The organism is Streptomyces sp. TG1A-60 (genome assembly GCF_037201975.1).
Taxonomy (GTDB): Bacteria; Actinomycetota; Actinomycetes; order Streptomycetales; family Streptomycetaceae; genus Streptomyces.
The window spans coordinates 3,796,950-3,816,782 of sequence record NZ_CP147520.1 but is presented as its reverse complement, the minus strand read 5'-3'; the positions used below and the strand labels follow the sequence as shown (position 1 = coordinate 3,816,782).

Sequence of the window (19,833 nt, the reverse complement as noted above, 5' to 3'; positions counted from 1 at the left end):
CGGGTGGCCGGTGGTCGGCCGCGTGGACGGGGAGGACACGACGATGAACGGTTACGGCGTCCGGGACACCCGATACGGCGCCCCCGGTGAAGGAGGGATGCCCCCGCGCTCGACCCGAGCGCGGGGGCATCCGTCGTACAGCCGGGCCTGCCGGTCCGGGGTCACTTCACCGGCTGGGGCTCCGGCTCGGTCTCCGTCTCCGCCGTGCCCGCGGGGGGCTCGCCGTCGTCCGGGGCCGGGGTCTTGACGGACTCCAGGAGGAGCTGGGCGACGTCGACGACCTGGATGGACTCCTTGGCCTTGCCGCCCGCGGCGGAGCCGCTTTCGGCTGCAGCCTTCTTGCCGTTGACCGAGTCGGTCAGCATGACGAGGCAGAACGGGCAGGCGGTGGAGACGATGTCCGGGTTCAGGGACAGGGCCTCGTCGACGCGCTCGTTGTTGATGCGCTTGCCGATCCGCTCCTCCATCCACATCCGCGCGCCACCGGCACCGCAGCAGAAGCCGCGCTCCTTGTGGCGGTGCATCTCCTGCTGACGCAGGCCCGGGACGGCGGTCATGATCTCGCGCGGGGGCGTGTAGATCTTGTTGTGACGGCCCAGGTAGCAGGGGTCGTGGTAGGTGATGAGGCCCTCGACGGGAGTCACCGGGACCAGCTTGCCCTCGTCGACGAGGTGCTGGAGCAGCTGGGTGTGGTGGATGACCTCGTAGTCGCCGCCGAGCTGCGGGTACTCGTTGCCGAGCGTGTTGAGGCAGTGCGGGCAGGTGGCGACGATCTTCTTGGCCGACTTGGGCTTCCGCGACTCGGGGGTCACCTTGCCGTCGTCGTCCGTCTCCTCGCCGAACGCCATGTTCAGGGCCATGACGTTCTCCATGCCGAGCTCCTGGAACAGGGGCTCGTTGCCGAGGCGGCGGGCGGAGTCACCGGTGCACTTCTCGTCGCCGCCCATGATCGCGAACTTCACGCCCGCCATGTGCAGCAGTTCGGCGAAGGCCTTCGTCGTCTTCTTCGCGCGGTCTTCCAGCGCGCCCGCGCAGCCGACCCAGTACAGGTACTCGACCTCGGACAGGTCCTCGATGTCCTTGCCGACGACCGGCACCTCGAAGTCGACTTCCTTCAGCCACTCCAGGCGCTGCTTCTTGGCCAGGCCCCAGGGGTTGCCCTTCTTCTCCAGGTTCTTGAGCATCGTGCCCGCCTCGGACGGGAACGCGGACTCGATCATCACCTGGTAGCGGCGCATGTCGACGATGTGGTCGACGTGCTCGATGTCGACGGGGCACTGTTCGACGCAGGCACCGCAGGTGGTGCAGGACCACAGGACGTCGGGGTCGATGACGCCGTTCTCCTCGACGGTGCCGATCAGTGGCCGTTCGGCCTCGGCCAGCGCCGCCGCGGGCACCCCGGCCAGCTGCTCCTCGGACGCCTTCTCCTCGCCCTCCATGGTCTTGCCGCCACCGGCGAGCAGGTACGGGGCCTTGGCGTGCGCGTGGTCGCGCAGCGACATGATGAGGAGCTTGGGGGAGAGGGGCTTGCCCGTGTTCCAGGCCGGGCACTGCGACTGGCAGCGACCGCACTCGGTGCAGGTGGAGAAGTCGAGGATGCCCTTCCAGGAGAACTGCTCGACCTGGCTGACACCGAAGACGTCGTCGTCACCGGGGTCGGTGAAGTCGATCGGCTCGCCGCCGCTCGTCATCGGCTGCAGCGCACCCAGCGCGGTCTCACCGGTCGCGTTCCGCTTGAACCAGATGTTGGGGAAGCCGAGGAAGCGGTGCCAGGCGACACCCATGTTGGTGTTCAGCGAGACCGTGATCATCCAGATCAGCGAGGTGCCGATCTTGATCATCGCGACGAGGTACACCAGGTTCTGGAGGGTGCTCGGGCCGAGGTCCTCGAAGGCGAGGACCAGCGGGTACGAGGCGAAGTACGCGGCCTCGTAGTGGTCCACGTGGTGGAGGGCGCCCTCAAGGCCGCGCAGCACGTAGATGGCCAGACCGATGGTGAGGATGACGTACTCGACGAAGTACGCCTGCCAGGCCTTGGAACCCGCGAAACGCGACTTGCGGCCGGCCCGGGAGGGCAGGTTGAGCAGCCGGATGGCCATCAGGACGAGGATGCCGAGGACCGTCATCACACCGATGAACTCGATGTACATCTCGAACGGCAGGAAGCCGCCGATCACCGGCAGCGTCCAGTCGGCCTGGAAGAGCTGGCCGTACGCCTGCGCGAGGGTCGGCGGCAGCGTCAGGAAGCCGATCGCGACGAACCAGTGCGCGAAGCCGACGATCCCCCACCGGTTCATCCGGGTGTGGCCGAGGAACTCCTTGACCAGGGTGATCGTGCGCGCCTTCGGGGCATCGGTACGGCTGCCCGCCGGCACTGGCTGACCGAGCTTCACGAACCGGTAGATCTGCGCCACGGCTCGGGCGATGAGCGCCACGCCGACCACGGTCAGGACCAGCGACACGATGATCGCGGCGAGTTGCATTTCGGGGCTCCTCGGGCCTGCGAGGGGTTTCCTCCGAGGTGCCTCGGGCGCCTCGGAGCTCATTACTAAGCGGTAACTTATGCAGTCCGTCTGAGACTACCCAGTTCTTCTGCCGCACTGTAGCCAGGGGGGCGGTGATCTGCGTCGCTGAGGGTTGCCTGAGTGTGGCCCCGTCGAGCCCCGGACATCATGCTCTTTCAAAACGATCGTGTTATTCATGAGGAATTATGACATTCACGCCTAACTTGGATCCGTGCTGTATGGAATCTTCGCCGCCGCCTCCGCCCTGTTGCTGACCGCCGTGCTCTCGGCGGCCGTACGCGTGCCCGCGGCGCGGTTCGGGATCGTGGAGCGGCGGCGGGGCCGCGGGGTGCCGCTGCTCGGGGGCGTCGCGGTCATGGCCGGGGTGGGCGGCGTGGCGTGGGTGGGGGAGTGGAGCGGGGTCGCCCCGCTGGGCGGTGAGGCCGGGCGGCTGGTCGTCGTCGGAGCCGGGCTGGGGGTGCTCGGCCTGGTCGGTGATGTGTGGCGGCTGCCCTTCACGGTACGGACGGCCGGGGTCGTGGTCGCCGCCGCGCTGGTCGTGCCGTACGGCGAACTGGGTGTGCCCGGTGGGCTGTTGGGGGTTGCCTGGATCGCGTTTGTGGTGCACGGGTTCAAGGGGATGGGGCGTTCCGACGGGGTGCTCGGGGTGGTCGGCGCCGTCACCGCGTTCGCGCTGGGCGGGTGCGCGGCGGCCGAGGTCATGGACGGTCTGGCGGCGCTGTTCAGCGTGTTGGCGGCGGCGCTCACCGGGTTCCTGATGCACAACTGGCCGCCCGCGCGGGTCGTGCTCGGCACCTGCGGGGCCCTCTTCGTGGGGTTCCTGCTCGCGGGCGGCGTGCTCCACGTGTACGCCGTCGGCTACGAGGCCGGTGTCGGGGCGCCCTTCGCCCTCACGGCCGTGGCGACCGCCGACGCCGTGCTCGTCCTCGTGTCGCGGAAGCGGGCGGGGCGGGAGCTGTGGCGCGGGGGGCCCGACCATCTCGCGCACCGGCTGCGGCGGGTCGGGCTCACGCCGCCTGGGGTGGTGGTCGTACTGGGCGTCGCCGCCGCCGGCGCGTCCGGTGTCGGGTTCGCCATCCACATGCTGTGGACGGAGCCGCGTACCGCGCTGTGGGTGGCGGGGGTCGCCGGCGTGGTCGTCCTCGGGTCGCTCTTCGTGCCGGCCGGCGCGGCCCGCCCCGCTCCGACCGGCGTCCGCCCCGTCCCGACCGGAGTTCACTCCATCCCGACCGGCGTTCACCCCGTCCCCGCCCCCGGCGCCGCCGCCCGTCCCCGCCCCATTCCCGGGCGGCGCGCTCCCGGCCCACCTCCGCGCCCGCCACGGCCCCGCCCGCGGGCGGCGGGGCGGCAGGAGAGGGTGGGCGGGTCACCGGGCTTGGGGCCGGCGGAGTACGAGGAGCTCCGGCCGGAGCGCCGAGAGCGCGCATCGGACGGCGCTCCCTGACGGTCGAACGTCGCCCGGCCCGGGCACCAGGAGTGCGTGAGTGCGTGACTACATGAGTGCGTGACTGCGCGGGTACCTGTCGGCGTGGCCGTCGGGCCGGTCGGAAGAGAACCCTTCTCGTAGGGGCTCGCCGTCCTTCCTCCCCTCACGTATGCGCAGGTCATGAGGGCCCTTGCGCATAAGGAAAACATAAGACCTGAGCCCCCTCGACTCAGCTCTGTTGACCCGGAGGTGGGTGTCGTGCACACTTGAGTCCGTTCCACTCAAGTCAGCTGGAGGAATCGAAATGGCACGTGCGGTCGGCATCGACCTGGGCACGACTAACTCCGTCGTCAGCGTTCTGGAGGGCGGCGAGCCCACCGTCATCACCAACGCCGAGGGCGCCAGGACCACGCCGTCCGTCGTCGCCTTCGCCAAGAACGGTGAGGTGCTCGTCGGCGAGGTCGCGAAGCGCCAGGCGGTCACGAACGTGGACCGGACGATCAGGTCCGTGAAGCGTCACATGGGTACGGACTGGAAGATCGAGCTGGACGGGAAGCCGTTCAACCCGCAGCAGATCTCCGCGTTCATCCTGCAGAAGCTGAAGCGGGACGCCGAGTCGTACCTGGGCGAGAAGGTCACGGACGCGGTCATCACCGTCCCGGCCTACTTCAACGACTCCGAGCGGCAGGCCACGAAGGAAGCCGGTGAGATCGCCGGTCTCAACGTCCTTCGCATCGTCAACGAGCCCACCGCCGCCGCCCTCGCCTACGGCCTCGACAAGGACGACCAGACGATCCTCGTCTTCGACCTCGGTGGCGGCACCTTCGACGTGTCCCTCCTGGAGATCGGCGACGGCGTCGTCGAGGTGAAGGCCACCAACGGCGACAACCACCTCGGCGGTGACGACTGGGACCAGCGCGTCGTCGACTACCTGGTGCAGCAGTTCCGCTCCGGGCACGGCGTGGACCTCGCCAAGGACAAGATGGCGCTGCAGCGGCTCCGCGAGGCCGCCGAGAAGGCCAAGATCGAGCTGTCCTCCTCCACCGAGACCTCGATCAACCTGCCCTACATCACAGCCTCCGCCGAGGGCCCCCTGCACCTCGACGAGAAGCTCACCCGCGCCCAGTTCCAGCAGCTGACCGCGGACCTGCTGGAGCGCTGCAAGACGCCGTTCCACAACGTGATCAAGGACGCCGGGATCGCCCTCTCCGAGATCGACCACGTCGTTCTCGTCGGCGGCTCGACCCGTATGCCGGCCGTCGCCGAGCTCGTCAGGGAGCTGACCGGCGGCAAGGACGCCAACAAGGGCGTCAACCCGGACGAGGTCGTCGCCATCGGCGCCGTCCTGCAGGCCGGTGTCCTCAAGGGCGAGGTCAAGGACGTCCTGCTCCTCGACGTGACCCCGCTGTCCCTCGGTATCGAGACCAAGGGCGGCATCATGACCAAGCTCATCGAGCGGAACACGACGATCCCGACCAAGCGGTCCGAGATCTTCACCACCGCCGAGGACAACCAGCCCTCCGTCCAGATCCAGGTCTACCAGGGCGAGCGCGAGATCGCGGCGTACAACAAGAAGCTCGGGATGTTCGAGCTGACCGGTCTGCCGCCGGCCCCGCGCGGCGTCCCGCAGATCGAGGTCGCCTTCGACATCGACGCCAACGGCATCATGCACGTGACCGCCAAGGACCTCGGCACGGGCAAGGAGCAGAAGATGACCGTCACCGGCGGCTCCTCGCTGCCGAAGGACGAGGTCGACCGGATGCGCCAGGAGGCCGAGAAGTACGCGGAGGAGGACCACGCCCGCCGCGAGGCCGCCGAGAGCCGCAACCAGGGCGAGCAGCTCGTCTACCAGACCGAGAAGTTCCTCAAGGACAACGAGGACAAGGTCCCGGGCGAGATCAAGACCGAGGTCGAGGCCGCCGTCGGCGAGCTGAAGGAAGCGCTCAAGGGCGAGGACACCGCCGAGATCCGCACGGCCACCGAGAAGGTCGCGGCCGTCTCGCAGAAGCTCGGCCAGGCCCTGTACGCGGACGCCCAGGCCGCGCAGGCCGCCGGCGGCGAGGCCGGCGCCGGCACCGGTGAGGCCAAGGCCGACGACGACGTCGTCGACGCCGAGATCGTCGACGAGCCGCGTGACCGGAAGGACGGTGCCGCGTGACGGAGGAGACCCCGGGCTTCGACGAGCAGCAGCCGCAGTCGGCTCAGCCGCAGCAGCCCGACGTCCCCTCCGGCTCCGAGGACGCCGAGCCGAAGGCCGCCCCCGAGGAAGGGGCGGCCCCGGCCGGGGACGCGGCAGCAGCGGCCCAGGTGGCCGGTCTGACGGCACAGCTGGACCAGGTGCGCACGGCGCTCGGTGAGCGCACGGCGGACCTCCAGCGGCTCCAGGCCGAGTACCAGAACTACCGACGCCGGGTAGAGCGCGACCGGATCACGGTCAAGGAGATCGCCATCGCGAACCTCCTGACCGAGCTCCTGCCCGTGCTCGACGACATCGGCCGCGCGCGGGAACACGGCGAACTCCTCGGCGGTTTCAAGTCCGTCGCGGAATCGCTGGAGACCGTCGCGGCGAAGATGGGCCTGCAGCAGTTCGGCAAGGAGGGCGAGCCCTTCGACCCGACGATCCACGAGGCCCTGATGCACAGTTACGCGCCCGACGTCACCGAGACGACGTGCGTGGCGATCCTCCAGCCGGGGTATCGCATCGGCGAGCGCACCATCCGCCCCGCGCGGGTGGCCGTGGCCGAACCCCAGCCGGGGGCGCAGACGGTCAAGGCGGACTCGTCGGAGACCGCGGAGGCCGACCCCGCCGCCGACGACAAGGAGAGCGGTGGCCCGGACGAGGGCTGACGCCGACGGCGTGCACACGGAGTGGAAGGAGGGACGTCGAGGATGAGCACCAAGGACTTCATCGAGAAGGACTACTACAAGGTCCTCGGCATCCCCAAGGACGCCACCGAGGCCGAGATCAAGAAGGCGTACCGCAAGCTCGCCCGCGAGTACCACCCGGACGCCAACAAGGGGAACGTCAGGGCCGAGGAGCGCTTCAAGGAGATCTCCGAGGCGAACGACATCCTCGGTGACCCCAAGAAGCGCAAGGAGTACGACGAGGCCCGCGCCCTCTTCGGCAACGGCGGGTACCGTCCGGGGCCCGCCGGCAACGGCTCGTTCAACTTCGACCTGGGCGACCTCTTCGGAGGCGGCACCCAGGGCGGCCAGGGAGCGGGCAACTTCGGCGGGGGCATCGGCGATGTCTTCGGCGGCCTGTTCAACCGCGGCAGCTCCGGCACCACGCGGGTGCAGCCCCGGCGCGGCCAGGACATCGAGTCCGAGGTCACGCTGAGCTTCACCGAGGCGATCGAGGGCGCGACCGTACCGCTGCGGATGTCCTCGCAGTCGCCCTGCAAGGTGTGTTCGGGCACCGGCGACGCCAACGGCACACCCCGCGTGTGCCCGACGTGCGTCGGCACCGGCCAGGTCGCGCGGGGCTCCGGCGGCGGCTTCTCCCTGACCGACCCCTGCCCGGACTGCAAGGGCCGGGGCCTGATCGCCGAGCACCCCTGCGACATCTGCAAGGGCTCGGGCCGCGCCAAGTCGTCCCGCACCATGCAGGTCCGCATCCCGGCGGGCGTCTCCGACGGCCAGCGGATCCGGCTGCGCGGCAAGGGCGCGCCCGGCGAGCGCGGCGGCCCGGCGGGCGACCTGTACGTGGTCGTGCACGTCGACGCGCACCCGGTGTTCGGCCGCAGGGACGACAACCTCACGGTGACCGTGCCGGTGACGTATCCGGAGGCGGCGCTCGGCGGGGAGGTCAGGGTCCCGACCCTGGGCGGACTGCCGGTCACCCTGAAACTGCCTCCGGGCACCCCCAACGGCCGTACGATGCGGGCCCGCGGCAAGGGCGCCTTCCGTAAGGACGGCACCCGGGGGGACCTGCTGATCACCGTCGAGGTGAGTGTCCCGAAGGACCTGTCGGGGAAGGCTCGTGACGCCCTGGAGGCGTATCGCGAGGCGACCGCGGGCGAGGACCCGCGGGCGGAGCTGTTCCAGGCCGCGAAGGGAGCATGAATGTGATGGACGGCCGCCGACGGCAGAACTCATTCGGTAACAGGGCTTATGAGCTGACGGAAGAGACACCGGTGTACGTCATCTCGGTGGCCGCCCAGCTCTCCGGCCTGCACCCGCAGACTTTGCGCCAGTACGACCGTCTCGGCCTGGTCTCCCCCGACCGCACCGCCGGGCGAGGCCGCCGCTACTCGGCCCGCGACATCGAACTGCTGCGCACCGTCCAGCAGTTGTCGCAGGACGAGGGCATCAACCTGGCCGGCATCAAGCGCATCATCGAGCTGGAGAACCAGGTCGCCGCCCTCCAGGCGAGGGTGGCCGAGACGGAGGCCGCGCTCGACGGCGCCGCCGCGACCATGAGGCAGCGCGAGGCCGCGGTCCACGCGTCCTACCGCCGCGACCTGGTGCCGTACCAGGAGATGCAGCAGAGCAGCGCGTTGGTGGTGTGGCGGCCCAAGGGTCGGCAGCCGTCCGACTGAGGGTCGGTCAAGTACGGGCCGGGCCCGGGGGTTCAGGTGAGCTTCCGGGCCCCTGCCCGTGTGCGGGTGAGTGACGGCCTGGGTGGTGCGGGTGACGTCGGTGATCAGGCGCCGTCGCCTTTGATGTGGAGCACGAGGGCGGCGAGGCCCTCCGGGGCGGTGGCGAGGATGACGTGGGGTTCGTCGCTCTCGCGGAGGCGGAGGGTGCCGTCGGGGGCGGTGGCCAGGTAGAGGCACTCGCCCTCGGGGCCCGCGCTGAAGCTCGACTTCTGCCAGTCGAGCTCGGCCACGGGGCCTCCCTGGAGGGTGTAGAGCACATGTTGTCGCAAGTCCGTCTGGCTTGAGAATCTGGCGGAACCGCCTGATCTGGAGCGGAACGCCCACCGTCCGCCGCGTTCAGTCAACGCTACGGCCTTCAGCGGAAGCAGCTGCCTGTCGAGAGAATGGGCCAAGCCACGCCGACGTCGGCGTAGGTGCCACCACTGCGCAGGAGGAGAGATGTCCGCAGCGATCGACCGGCAGGTCACGACCGTAGCGACGTCCCGTGCCCGGGTGAGCTTCGACGGCAGGACCGTCACTGTTCACCGCCGTCTCGCGCCCGGCCTGCCGTGGCGGCCCCGAGCCACGCACTTGATCTCGCACGTGCTGGGCGCGGAGCTCGTCTGGCTGGGCGGTGAGGGAGAGAGGCGACAGTTCGACGTGTGCCTCGCCGGGGCGCCGACCGTGCGGATCCCCGTGGCCATCGGTCAGAACCCGCATCGCGGGCAGGCACGCCGGAGAGAGGAGCAGTGGGCCACCTTCGCCGGCGCGATCAACACGGCATCCGGGCAGTGGATGCGTCGGGTGCTGGACGCGACAGTTGGGACGGGGCCGTGGAGTGAGGCCGTGTGGCGGCAGGCGGAGACGCTGGCTCCGGAGGTGCGCGTCTTCATGGAACGCGACATCCACGTCCCACCGCTGCAGGGCCGCAAGACGCGCTCTCATCGCGAGATGATCGAGGCCGAGGTGCTCGGCCCCCTCCGCGGTGACGGAGTCGGCGTCGGGGCGGTTCCGGTACGCGGGGTCGCCTGGAGCGGCTTCCGCGCCGACAAGTCCCCGCTGCACCGGGTGAGGGCCGAGGCCTGGCTCAGCCTCATAGGCAAGCTGGAACCCCGTTAGCTCGGTTCTGACACGACGGGGGACGGCACGGCGAACGACGCTCTGTCTCTTTACCGGCCCTCGCCTCGACAAGGCCGACTGGGACGACATCCACCGCGCTCCCTAACGGCACGGACATCGTCTTTCCCGAGGGGCCTGCCAAGGGCTTTGTGGTCGGAGAGGCGGTCAGGGGACCGAAGCGGGGCTGAGGCGATCGCGGGCGGCCCCAGCCAGGCGCCCACGCCGAGCGCCGGCTCCGGTCGCCGGCGGCCGAACGGCAATTGCTCTGGCACTTCTTCCTGCTCGGTGGGCCGCTGAACCTTCCGGTGCGGGGTGACGTCTCAGCAGGGGAAACGCGGGGGTCGTTGTCGGGGAGGCACGCATGGCCATGGTCGGACTGTTCTGGATCGCCGCGGACGGTGGCGTGTACGTCGGGGCGGAGCCGGAGGGGTACGGGCGTGGGGTGCGGCTGACGCGGGACGGTGTCGTGGGGCTCGGCACCGGTCAGGGCGGCAGCTGGGGCTGGGCGGAGGTCCGGTCGGTCGCTGTGCGGGACGTGCGGATCCGGTCCGCCGCCCGGCTGCTCGCCGGCGCGGCCGTCGACCTCGTCGGCAGTGCCGTCACGGGCGGTGGCGAGTCCCCGGCCGCGTTCGAGGTGCACGTGGGGACCGCCGAGGGGACCGTCGAGCTGACCACGTGGGCGGCACCGGCCCTCGGGGGCTATGTGCCGTCCGAGTACGACCTCTCCGTCGCCCTGCTGGAGCGGTTCGTGGCCGGTACCGCCGACGTGGACACCCTCGCGGAGTGGGGACGCGCCCACGCGGGCGAGTGCACCCCGCACCGCGAGGAGCGCGAGGCCCTGCTGCGGAAGTGGGCCGAGGGCTGACGGGCGCGACGGCGGGCACGGCTGATGACCGGGGATGGCCGATGGCCGGAGGCGGCGCGGAGTGAGGTCCACCACCCACCGGCACCCGGTCCCCCGGTCGGCGAGGGGCACCGAGCCGCCCGGGGACGGTGATCGCGCCGGGCGCCCTCGGCCCGGCGCCGGCCCACCCGCTCCGCGACCCGGCACCGTGCTGACCGGCCGTCCTGTCCGAACCCCTCGCCCGCCGGCGGCGCACACCCCCTTCGTTTCCAACGCCCGGCCGTGCGGTGGTCATTGGGCTTCGCGGGGACCCGGTGGCGGCCGTGGGCCTCGGGTCAGGTGAAGGTCACGCGGCGAGGCCGGGGCTCCTTGCTTTACCCTCTTCACACCGAGCCCACACAAGGCTGTTGTCATCTCGTTAAGTGGTTACTCCTTGACGCTGAGGTGATCACCGCGTTGGCTTTCAGCCACCTGGGTCGCATTGCTGCACCCACGCCCGGAAGGCCCTTGATGTGAACGCCCGTACCACCAGCACCACCCCCGGCACCCGTATACGCCGGCGCACCGCACTGCGCCGCACCGCCACCGCCCTCGCCGCCTCGGCCGCGGCCGTCTCCCTCGCCTCCTGTGGGGTCTCGGACGTCGGCGGCAGCGCGGAGGCGAGCCCCACCAAGGGGGACGACATCACGGTGGGTGTGCTGTTCCCCGACAAGGACACGAAGCGTTACGAGCAGTTCGACTACCCGATCATCAAGCAGAAGATCGCCGAGCTGACCGACAACAAGGGCGTGACCAAGTACGCCAACGCGGAGAAGGACCAGGAGACCCAGAACAGCCAGATCGAACAGATGGTTGAGGAGAAGGTCGACATCCTCATCGTCGACGCCGTGGACTCCAAGGCCGTCGCGCCGGCCGTGCAGAAGGCGGACGACGCGGGCATCCCCGTCATCGCCTACGACCGCCTGGCCGAGGGTCCGATCGACGGCTACGTCTCCTTCGACAACGAACTCGTCGGGCAGGTGCAGGGCCGCTCACTGCTGGAGGAGCTGGGTGACAGCGCCGCCAACAAGATCGTCATGATGCACGGGTCGACCACCGACCCGAACGCCGCCCTGTTCAAGCAGGGCGCCGTGTCCGAACTCCAGGACAAGGTGACGATCTCCGAGACGTACGACACCAAGGGCTGGGACCCGGCCGTCGCCAAGGTCAACATGGAGAAGACCGTCGCCAAGCTCGGCATCGACAACATCGACGCCGTCTACGCCGCGAACGACGGCATCGCCGGTGCCGTCATCGACGTGCTGAAGACCGCCGGCGTCTCCAAGGTGCCGCCGGTCACCGGGCAGGACGCCGAGCTGGAGGCGGTGCAGCGGATCGTCTCGGGCGACCAGTACATGACCGTGTACAAGTCGTTCCCGCTGCAGGCGAACGCCGCCGCCGAGATGGCCGTCGCCAAGGTGCAGGGCCGCTCCATCGAGTTCGACGCCCTCGCCAAGGACAGCGTCGACTCCCCGACGACCGAGAACGTCCCCTCCCAGCTCGTGCCCCCGGTGGCGCTGACCAAGGACAACATCGAGGACACGGTCGTCGCCGACGGCATCTACACCGTCAAGCAGATCTGCACGGCCAAGTTCAAGGCCGACTGCGCGGCGATCGACCTGGACTAGCCGGACCGGTTCGGCCGCCCCTTGGCTCTCCGCCCGGCAGGGACACCGACGGTGCCCCTGCCGGGCGCACCTTTTCGGGGCGGCACCGCGAGAGCGACGCGCCCCCGTGTGTCGGATCCGCCGCGGCCCCGCCCCCGCTCACCCCGGCCCCGTTCACCCCGCCCCCGCGTTTCGGGGTGGAGGCAGCCGGAGACACAACCTTTCCACCGGCTCGCGGGGATGGCTGTGACCTGTGGAGACGGAGGATTTGAGGTACGGCAGAGCGGGGGAGCGGACGGTCGCGGTCTGTTCGGGGAGCCTTTCCCTCGCCGCTCCTCCTGGCCCCGACTTCAGCTTGTTGCAGGGCGGACTGCCTGAGGGGTGGAGAAAAGCGGCCGTAATCGGTCGTAGCCGGGCAGGTGGATGGTGGAGCCGTGTTGCGGAGCCGATGCTCGCCGCGCATAGTTGCGCTGCGAAGGGGCTGGAACCGGGGGTGATTGGGTGATGGCCGGGCACGCGACCGAGGAGCATCCGCACGGGGCCGACCGGCTCTGCGCGGCCGGGGACCGCGTGTACTCCCGGGCCGTACGGCGGGGCCGTGTGCCGCGCGCTGACGCCGACGCCGTGCCCTGTCTGGTGGAACTCGCCCTGCTGCACCCCGACCCGGACGACATGGGCTGGCTGGTGCCCACCTCCCCGCAGGAGGTCATGACCCGGCTGCTGCGCGGCGTCCACGCGGAGGTGAGCGCCAGTCAGGCACGCATGGGGGCGGCGGTCGACGCCGTGGAGTGGTACGCGGGCCTCGGCGCCTCCCGGGCGCCGAGGCCGACGGAGAAGACGGCGATCCGGGTACTCGACGGGCTGGCCCGGATCCGGGCGGCGATCGACGAGGCGACCGACCGCTGCACCACCGAGGTGCTCACCGTGCAGCCGGGCGGCATCCGGCGTGAGGACGAGCTGCGTGAGGGGCTGCACCGGGCGCTGGCGATGTGCCGCCGGGGCGTGCGCATGCGGGACCTGTACACGCATGTGGCACGGCACGGGCAGGGCCTGCACAACTACATGGAGATGATGGGGGAGTCGGCGGAGGCCCGCACCCTGGACGAGGTTGTGGAACGCCTCATCGTCTTCGACCGCACCGTGGCCTTCGTCCCCGCCAACACCGACCGGACCGTGGCCCTGGAGATCCGCCACCCGGCGCTGGTCGAGTACCTGGTCACCGTCTTCGAACGGCTCTGGCGGCTGGGCATCCCGCTGGCCGCGCCCCTGCCGTCGACCGGTGTCGCGGGCATCACCCACCGGGAGCGTTCCATCGCCGAGCTGCTGGCGGAGGGCCACCAGGACGCGGTGGTCGCCGAGCGGCTCGGTATCAGCGTCCGCACCTGCCGGGCCCACATCGCCCGCCTCTCCGAGCGGCTCGGCGCCGCCAGCCGCACGCAGCTCGGCGTCCGTATCGCCCAGGCCGGCCTCGGCGGCCCGCCCCGCTCCACCGTCCCGGACGGCCTGCCCACGGTCCCTTCCCCTACGGCAGCTCCGCTTCCCTCTCCAGAATCCCCGACCGCCCGATGAGATAGCCGAGTTGGGCCCTGCTCTCGCTGCCCAGATGCGAGGCGAGTTTGGCGATGTGGACGCGGGCGGTGCGGACGTTCATGCCGAGGCGGTCGGCGATGGTGGTGTCGGTGTGGCCCTCGACGAGTAGCTGGGCGATGGTGCGCTGGCGCGGGGTGACGCCGTCGGCCGAGGGGGCCCGGACGGCTTCGGGGTACATGGGGGTGGCCAGTCTCCAGAGGCGGTCGAAGACCGTGGCGAGGAAGGAGACCAGGGCGGGCTGACGGATCTCCAGGGCGAGCGAGCGGTTCTCGCTGGCGGGGAGGAAGGCCACCGACCGGTCCACGATCAGGAGGCGCTTGGTGACCTCGTCGAGGGTGCGGACCTGGACGTCACCCGCCAAGCGCTCGTAGTGGGCGACGACTCCGAGGTCGTAACGCGTGGTGTCCTGGTAGAGCGTGCGTATGCGGCAGCCCCGGGACAGCATCCGCTGTTCTCGGGCGAGGCCCACATCACGCAGACGCACGGCGGAGCGTCTGCCCCCGGGCACGATGGTGAGCAGCTCCTCGCGGGCCTCCTCCATGGCCCGGCCGATGGCCTCGTTGATCCGGTCGAATCCGGCCAGCAGGCCGGTGCCCGGGGCCTCCGCAACCGACTCGGAAAGCCCGTCGAGAGCCAGCAGCGGTTCGAACGCCTCCGTCAGCCGGGCCTCGTGGTGCCGCCGGAGGGCGATGTCCCGGGCGCTCTCGCTCAGCAGCCGAGGCAGGGCCAGGGCGGGGGCCAGCGGGCGCAGCCATCGTGGGTCCTCGCCGTCCGGGCGCAGGAGCCCGAAGTCGAGCAGACAGGGGAAGTGCTCGGAGTCCTCCGCCGGGATCCGGCCTTCGCGCAGCGCCCGCTCGTACAGGCTCAGCCCCGCCTCGCACAACTCCGCCGGCCCGTGCTCGTGCCTCTCGGCGATCATGTGTGGCCCGTCTCCCACGTCAGTCAGCTCTCCTGCGCCAGAATTCCCGACTGCGCTATCAGGAAGCCGAGTTGGGCTCTGCTGCCGCTGCCCAGCGCGGTCGCCAGTTTGGCGATGTGGGCGCGGCAGGTGCGGACGTTCATGCCGAGGCGGCGGGCTATGGCCTCGTCGACATAGCCCTCGACGAGCAGCTTGGCTATGGAGTGCTGGATCTCGCTGATTCCGTCGGAGGCGGTCTCGTAGGGGGCGCCGGCGGTCAGTGGGACCGCTCGGCCCCACATGAACTCGAAGACCTTGACCAGGTAGCGCACGAGGCCCGGATGTCTGAGTTCCAGGGCGACCTGCTGGTCGTCGCGGGTGGGGATGAAGGCGACGGTCTCGTCGCAGATGATGAGACGCTCGACCAGCTCGTCGATGGTGCGGTACTCGACCTTGCCGTCGGACAGCCGCGCCACGTAGGCCAGCTTCTCCGGGTTGTGCCGGGCCGTGTGTTGATACAGGGTACGGATCCGCACACCACGTTCGATCAATGGTCTGTCACGCTCCAGGCCCTGGAGCAGGTTCCGCTCCGATATGCGGTTGCTCGGCTGGACCGTGAGCACCTCGATCTGGCATTCGGCGGTGGCCAGGTTCAGTGCCATCTGGATTCGCTCGCCGCCTTCCAGCACCCTGATCGCGTGCGCCGGGGCCGACACCTGGGCGCTGAGGGCCATGAAGGGTTCGAAGGCGTCGGCGAGCTCGATCGACCGCCGCCGCTGCTCGGTGATCTCGCGCTCTATCGGGTTGAGTCGCTGGGCCAGAGCGACCGAAGGGGGAACGGGACGGAGCCAGTTCGCGTCATCGGGGTCGGGATGGAGGAGGGTGAACTCCATGAGGCATGGGGCGGGCTCCACGTCCTCACGTGCGATGCGTCCCGTCCGCAGTGCGTGTGCGTAGAGACGTGCGCCGTCGTCACACAGATCAGCCACCGTGTGGGGATGTGTGCCTTTGGCTCGATTTTCCATTAAATCTCCACCCCCCAGGGTCCTGAACATGCAGGAACATGATGCATTGATTATGTGGCCATGACGTGCCCGAATGAGCCATCGTCGTACTCGACGGGGAAGAGGGGACCTTCAAGTGAGGACGAAGCCGACTATGCGCAAGAGAATGCTTCGCTCGGTGCTTGTCGCCGCCTTCTCCACCGTTATCGTCTTCGGAGCGCTGGGTGGTCTCTCCGATGCGAAGGGCGATATCCGCGCGGACACCAGTTGGCCGGCGGTGGCGGAGTCGACGACACTGGCGCAGGCCTTGGACACCAGTTGGCCGGTGTCTCCGGTTGACGACGGTGCGGGGAGCTGATGTGACCACTCCACCCGACGACCGCTCCTTCCGCCGAGAAATGGCCACCGCCTACCGCTCCGGTTGGCACTTCATCGACCTGGCCACCGCCATCCCCCACAGCGGTGACTCGTTGATGGTGACCGTGTTCGGCGAGCCGGTGGTGGTGACGAGGGACGAGGACGAGGACATCCGGGCGTACCGGTGTCTGCGGCGACCGCGCGGCGCGCCGCAGCCAGTGCGGTGTGCCGTCCGGTACGGGATGATCTTCGTCAATCTCGACCAGCGTGACCAGCGGCTCGCCGAACCGGAGACCCCGGCCTCCAGGGCCGTCTCAGCCACCCCCCGCAGTGCCTGAAGCGATCCCCCGTCGTTCCACGTCGCTCAGGCACTTCCCCCGGCAGCGGCGTCACCGTGACCTGAACACGGTGACGCCGCTGCAGGTTTGCGGGGACATTTCAGGACCGGTCCCGGCGTCGGAGCCCGCTCGCTCGATCGCTCATCTGTCCGAAAAAAGGCCAACCGGAAGCCGTCCGTCACCCTCCGCCAGGCCTCCGTTCGGGTGCCCGTCAGCCACGGCCCAGCGCCGCCGTCAGCTCGATCTCCATCACCACGCGCCGCGGGTTCGGCCGCGGCTGCCGACCGTACCGCTCCGCGTACCGCCGCTCGGCCTCCGCGACCCGCTCCGGGTCCTCGTGGATCCGGGCGCGCCCCTCCAGTGTGGCCCAGCGCCGGCCCTCCATCTGGCACACGGCGACCCGGGCGCCCTCGGCCCCGGCCGCCCGGACGTGCCGTGCCTTCGCGCTCGTCCCGCTGGTGATCACCCGGGCGAGCCGCTCCCCGGGATCGTAGGTGACCCCGACCGGCACCACATGGGGGCTGCCGTCGGCGCGGAGGGTGGTCAGTGTGGAGACGTGGCGCTCCCGCCAGAAGGCGAGGTACGCGGCGTCCGGATCCCCGGGATCCACTCGATAGATGCTCACGGTTCTGGAATCTAGTGCGGCACCAGCCTCGAACCCGTCCAAGGGGCCCCCATCCATCACCTTGAGTGGAATAGACTCAACTTTATGTACGTTGCCCAAGTCACTGGACCGACGGCTGACGCAACGGCTGACGCAAGGAGGGAAACGCGAACGTGGACGCCGAGCTGACCAACAGGAGCCGGGACGCGATCAACGCGGCCAGCAACCGGGCCGTGTCCGAGGGGCACCCCGACTTCACCCCCGCCCACCTGCTCCTGGCTCTGCTCCAGGGCCAGGAGAACGAGAACATCACCGACCTGCTCGCCGCGGTCGAGGCCGACCAGGCCGCCGTCCGCGCCGGCGCCGAGAAGATCCTGGCCGGGCTGCCCAGCGTGACCGGCTCCACCGTGTCGCCGCCCCAGCCCAACCGCGAACTGCTGAGCGTGGTCGCCGAGGCCCAGGCCAAGGCCAGGGAACTCGGGGACGAGTACGTCTCCACCGAGCACCTCCTGATCGGGATCGCCGCGAAGGGCGGCCAGACCGGGGACGTACTCTCCGGGCAGGGAGCGACCGCCGGCAAACTGCTGGAGGCGTTCCGGAAGGCCAGGGAGGACGCCGGGTGACCACAGCCGATCCGGAGGGGCAGTACAAGGCCCTGGAGAAGTTCGGGACGGACTTCACCGCCGCCGCGCGGGAGGGCAAGCTCGATCCCGTCATCGGCCGGGACCAGGAGATCCGGCGCGTCGTGCAGGTGCTGTCCCGCCGCACCAAGAACAACCCGGTCCTCATCGGTGAGCCGGGCGTCGGCAAGACCGCCGTCGTCGAAGGGCTCGCCCAGCGGATGGTCAAGGGCGACGTGCCCGAGTCGCTGAAGGACAAGCGGCTGGTCTCGCTCGACCTCGGCGCCATGGTCGCCGGGGCGAAGTACCGGGGCGAGTTCGAGGAGCGGCTGAAGACGGTCCTCGCCGAGATCAAGGACTCCGACGGCCAGATCGTCACCTTCATCGACGAACTGCACACCGTCGTCGGCGCGGGCGCCGGCGGCGACTCCGCCATGGACGCCGGCAACATGCTGAAGCCGATGCTCGCCCGCGGCGAGCTGCGCATGGTCGGCGCCACCACCCTCGACGAGTACCGCGAGCGCATCGAGAAGGACCCGGCGCTGGAGCGCCGCTTCCAGCAGGTGCTGGTCGCCGAGCCGACCGTCGAGGACACCATCGCCATCCTGCGCGGGCTCAAGGGCCGCTACGAGGCCCACCACAAGGTGCAGATCGCGGACGCGGCGCTGGTCGCCGCAGCCACCCTCTCCGACCGGTACATCACCTCCCGGTTCCTGCCCGACAAGGCCATCGACCTCGTCGACGAGTCGGCCTCCCGGCTCCGGATGGAGATCGACTCCTCGCCCGTCGAGATCGACGAGCTCCAGCGGTCCGTGGACCGGCTCCGCATGGAGGAGATGGCCCTCGACAAGGAGACCGACGCCGCCTCCCGCGAGCGCCTGGAGCGGCTGCGCCGCGACCTCGCAGACAAGGAGGAGGAGCTGCGGGGCCTCACCGCCCGCTGGGAGAAGGAGAAGCAGTCCCTCAACCGTGTCGGTGAACTGAAGGAGAAGCTCGACGAGCTGCGCGGCCAGGCCGAACGCGCCCAGCGCGACGGCGACTTCGACACCGCCTCCAAGCTGCTCTACGGCGAGATCCCCACGCTGGAGAGGGTGCTGGAGGAGGCCTCCGAGGCCGAGGAGGAGGCTGCGGCGTCCAAGAACACCATGGTCAAGGACGAGGTCGGCGCCGACGACATCGCGGACGTCGTCGCCGCCTGGACCGGCATCCCGGCGGGCCGCCTGCTGGAGGGCGAGACCCGGAAGCTGCTCCGCATGGAGGACGAGCTGGGCCGCCGCCTCATCGGCCAGACCGAGGCCGTGCGGGCCGTGAGCGACGCCGTGCGGCGCTCCCGCGCCGGCATCGCGGACCCCGACCGCCCCACCGGCTCCTTCCTCTTCCTCGGCCCGACCGGCGTCGGCAAGACGGAGCTGGCCAAGGCCCTCGCCGACTTCCTCTTCGACGACGAGCGGGCCATGATCCGCATCGACATGTCGGAGTACGGCGAGAAGCACAGCGTGGCCCGCCTCGTCGGCGCCCCGCCCGGCTACGTCGGCTACGAGGAGGGCGGCCAGCTCACCGAGTCCGTCCGCCGCCGCCCGTACTCCGTCGTGCTGCTCGACGAGGTGGAGAAGGCCCATCCCGAGGTCTTCGACATCCTTCTGCAGGTGCTGGACGACGGCCGGCTGACGGACGGCCAGGGCCGTACGGTGGACTTCCGCAACACGATCCTGATCCTCACCTCGAACCTGGGCAGCCAGTACCTGGTCGACCCGGTCACCAGCGAGGCGGAGAAGAAGCAGCAGGTCCTTGAGGTGGTCCGGTCCTCCTTCAAGCCGGAGTTCCTCAACCGCCTCGACGACCTCGTGGTCTTCTCCGCGCTGGACAAGGCGGAGCTGGAGCGGATCGCGAAGCTCCAGATCGAGCGTCTCGCCAAGCGTCTCGCCGAGCGCCGGCTGGCCCTGGAGATCACCCCCGAGGCCCTGGCCTGGCTCGCCGACGAGGGCAACGACCCGGCCTACGGAGCCCGCCCGCTGCGCCGCCTCGTGCAGACCGCCATCGGCGACCGGCTGGCCAGGGAGATCCTGGCCGGCGAGGTCAAGGACGGCGACACGGTCCGGGTGGACACGTTCGGGGAGGGCGAGGGCCTGATCGTGGGCCCGATTTCCCGGGAAGGGACGGGCAAGACGCTCTGATCGGGGTACGCGGAAACCGCCGTCCGGCCAGCCGACCGGACCACCCGAATGGTTCCCGGCCACGCTCTGAGCTGAATCCCCTCCCGGAACCGGCCAAGGGCGACGAAC

The 19,833-nt window shown here is 70.1% G+C and carries 16 protein-coding genes and 1 pseudogene; 12 read left to right on the top strand and 5 right to left on the bottom strand.

Annotated features, from left to right (window positions below; all coding sequences use genetic code 11):
- Positions 1-161: 161 nt before the first annotated feature.
- Complete coding sequence (locus WBG99_RS16280) at positions 162-2,483, bottom strand: (Fe-S)-binding protein (protein ID WP_338897001.1); 2,322 nt, start codon at positions 2,481-2,483, stop codon at positions 162-164.
- 253 nt (positions 2,484-2,736) lie between these two features.
- On the opposite strand from WBG99_RS16280, the gene WBG99_RS16275 reads away from it, so the two are divergent.
- The 5 genes from WBG99_RS16275 to WBG99_RS16255 all read left to right on the top strand — a co-directional run bounded on the left by WBG99_RS16275 (position 2,737) and on the right by WBG99_RS16255 (position 8,492).
- Entirely contained in the window at positions 2,737-3,969 is a 1,233-nt protein-coding gene (locus tag WBG99_RS16275; RefSeq protein ID WP_338896999.1) for an MraY family glycosyltransferase, read from the top strand.
- A 286-nt stretch (positions 3,970-4,255) separates the two neighbouring features.
- Positions 4,256-6,109 carry a molecular chaperone DnaK gene (dnaK, locus tag WBG99_RS16270; RefSeq protein ID WP_338896998.1) on the top strand — a complete coding sequence of 618 codons (1,854 nt, stop codon included), beginning with the start codon at positions 4,256-4,258 and terminating at the stop codon, positions 6,107-6,109.
- Positions 6,106-6,798 carry a nucleotide exchange factor GrpE gene (gene grpE, locus WBG99_RS16265; protein WP_338896997.1) on the top strand — a complete coding sequence of 231 codons (693 nt, stop codon included), beginning with the start codon at positions 6,106-6,108 and terminating at the stop codon, positions 6,796-6,798. The genes dnaK and grpE overlap by 4 nt, the downstream gene beginning before the upstream one ends.
- Positions 6,799-6,840: 42 nt before the next feature.
- Positions 6,841-8,016: a molecular chaperone DnaJ gene (gene dnaJ, locus WBG99_RS16260; protein ID WP_338896996.1), complete on the top strand. Its 1,176-nt coding sequence runs from the start codon at positions 6,841-6,843 to the stop codon at positions 8,014-8,016.
- Positions 8,017-8,021: 5 nt separating this feature from the next.
- Positions 8,022-8,492, top strand: a complete 471-nt coding sequence (locus tag WBG99_RS16255) for a helix-turn-helix domain-containing protein (RefSeq protein ID WP_338896995.1) — start codon at positions 8,022-8,024, stop codon at positions 8,490-8,492.
- 104 nt (positions 8,493-8,596) lie between these two features.
- Here the strand turns inward: WBG99_RS16255 and WBG99_RS16250 are convergent, their stop codons facing one another.
- Positions 8,597-8,782: a DUF397 domain-containing protein gene (locus WBG99_RS16250; protein ID WP_338896994.1), complete on the bottom strand. Its 186-nt coding sequence runs from the start codon at positions 8,780-8,782 to the stop codon at positions 8,597-8,599.
- A gap of 208 nt (positions 8,783-8,990) precedes the next feature.
- Here WBG99_RS16250 and WBG99_RS16245 point away from each other — a divergent pair, with 208 nt between their 5' ends.
- From WBG99_RS16245 to WBG99_RS16230, 4 genes are all read left to right on the top strand, one after another.
- Entirely contained in the window at positions 8,991-9,650 is a 660-nt protein-coding gene (locus tag WBG99_RS16245; protein WP_338896993.1) for a hypothetical protein, read from the top strand.
- Positions 9,651-10,011: 361 nt separating this feature from the next.
- The gene (locus WBG99_RS16240; protein WP_338896992.1) at positions 10,012-10,515 is read left to right on the top strand and encodes a hypothetical protein; all 504 of its coding nucleotides are present in this window, start codon (positions 10,012-10,014) and stop codon (positions 10,513-10,515) included.
- Between the two features lie 491 nt (positions 10,516-11,006).
- Entirely contained in the window at positions 11,007-12,161 is a 1,155-nt protein-coding gene (locus WBG99_RS16235) for a substrate-binding domain-containing protein (RefSeq protein WP_338896991.1), read from the top strand.
- A gap of 483 nt (positions 12,162-12,644) precedes the next feature.
- Positions 12,645-13,709: a LuxR C-terminal-related transcriptional regulator gene (locus tag WBG99_RS16230; RefSeq protein WP_338896989.1), complete on the top strand. Its 1,065-nt coding sequence runs from the start codon at positions 12,645-12,647 to the stop codon at positions 13,707-13,709.
- On the opposite strand, the gene WBG99_RS16225 is transcribed toward WBG99_RS16230, so the two are convergent.
- Complete coding sequence (locus WBG99_RS16225; RefSeq protein ID WP_338896988.1) at positions 13,663-14,649, bottom strand: helix-turn-helix transcriptional regulator; 987 nt, start codon at positions 14,647-14,649, stop codon at positions 13,663-13,665. The two genes, WBG99_RS16230 and WBG99_RS16225, sit on opposite strands and share 47 nt — an antisense overlap.
- 23 nt (positions 14,650-14,672) lie before the next feature.
- Positions 14,673-15,653, bottom strand: a complete 981-nt coding sequence (locus WBG99_RS16220) for a helix-turn-helix transcriptional regulator (RefSeq protein WP_338896987.1) — start codon at positions 15,651-15,653, stop codon at positions 14,673-14,675.
- A 133-nt stretch (positions 15,654-15,786) separates the two neighbouring features.
- Here WBG99_RS16220 and WBG99_RS16215 point away from each other — a divergent pair, with 133 nt between their 5' ends.
- Entirely contained in the window at positions 15,787-15,990 is a 204-nt protein-coding gene (locus WBG99_RS16215; protein WP_338896986.1) for a hypothetical protein, read from the top strand.
- A gap of 1 nt (position 15,991) precedes the next feature.
- The gene (locus tag WBG99_RS16210; protein WP_338896985.1) at positions 15,992-16,327 is read left to right on the top strand and encodes a hypothetical protein; all 336 of its coding nucleotides are present in this window, start codon (positions 15,992-15,994) and stop codon (positions 16,325-16,327) included.
- Between the two features lie 211 nt (positions 16,328-16,538).
- Here WBG99_RS16210 and WBG99_RS16205 read toward each other — a convergent pair whose 3' ends face one another.
- Positions 16,539-16,952: a TIGR03618 family F420-dependent PPOX class oxidoreductase gene (locus WBG99_RS16205; RefSeq protein WP_338896984.1), complete on the bottom strand. Its 414-nt coding sequence runs from the start codon at positions 16,950-16,952 to the stop codon at positions 16,539-16,541.
- A 152-nt stretch (positions 16,953-17,104) separates the two neighbouring features.
- Here WBG99_RS16205 and clpB point away from each other — a divergent pair.
- Positions 17,105-19,725, top strand: a pseudogene (gene clpB / locus WBG99_RS16200) (ATP-dependent chaperone ClpB).
- Positions 19,726-19,833: the final 108 nt, after the last annotated feature.

Coding starts and splice junctions, on each gene's coding strand:
- dnaK (WP_338896998.1), top strand. CDS start 4,256: ATGGCACGTGCGGTCGGCATCGACCTGGGCACGACTAACTCCGTCGTC.
- WBG99_RS16255 (WP_338896995.1), top strand. CDS start 8,022: ATGGACGGCCGCCGACGGCAGAACTCATTCGGTAACAGGGCTTATGAG.
- WBG99_RS16280 (WP_338897001.1), bottom strand. CDS start 2,483: ATGCAACTCGCCGCGATCATCGTGTCGCTGGTCCTGACCGTGGTCGGC.
- WBG99_RS16220 (WP_338896987.1), bottom strand. CDS start 15,653: ATGGAAAATCGAGCCAAAGGCACACATCCCCACACGGTGGCTGATCTG.
- WBG99_RS16240 (WP_338896992.1), top strand. CDS start 10,012: ATGGCCATGGTCGGACTGTTCTGGATCGCCGCGGACGGTGGCGTGTAC.
- WBG99_RS16215 (WP_338896986.1), top strand. CDS start 15,787: ATGCGCAAGAGAATGCTTCGCTCGGTGCTTGTCGCCGCCTTCTCCACC.
- dnaJ (WP_338896996.1), top strand. CDS start 6,841: ATGAGCACCAAGGACTTCATCGAGAAGGACTACTACAAGGTCCTCGGC.
- WBG99_RS16225 (WP_338896988.1), bottom strand. CDS start 14,649: ATGATCGCCGAGAGGCACGAGCACGGGCCGGCGGAGTTGTGCGAGGCG.
- WBG99_RS16230 (WP_338896989.1), top strand. CDS start 12,645: ATGGCCGGGCACGCGACCGAGGAGCATCCGCACGGGGCCGACCGGCTC.
- WBG99_RS16245 (WP_338896993.1), top strand. CDS start 8,991: ATGTCCGCAGCGATCGACCGGCAGGTCACGACCGTAGCGACGTCCCGT.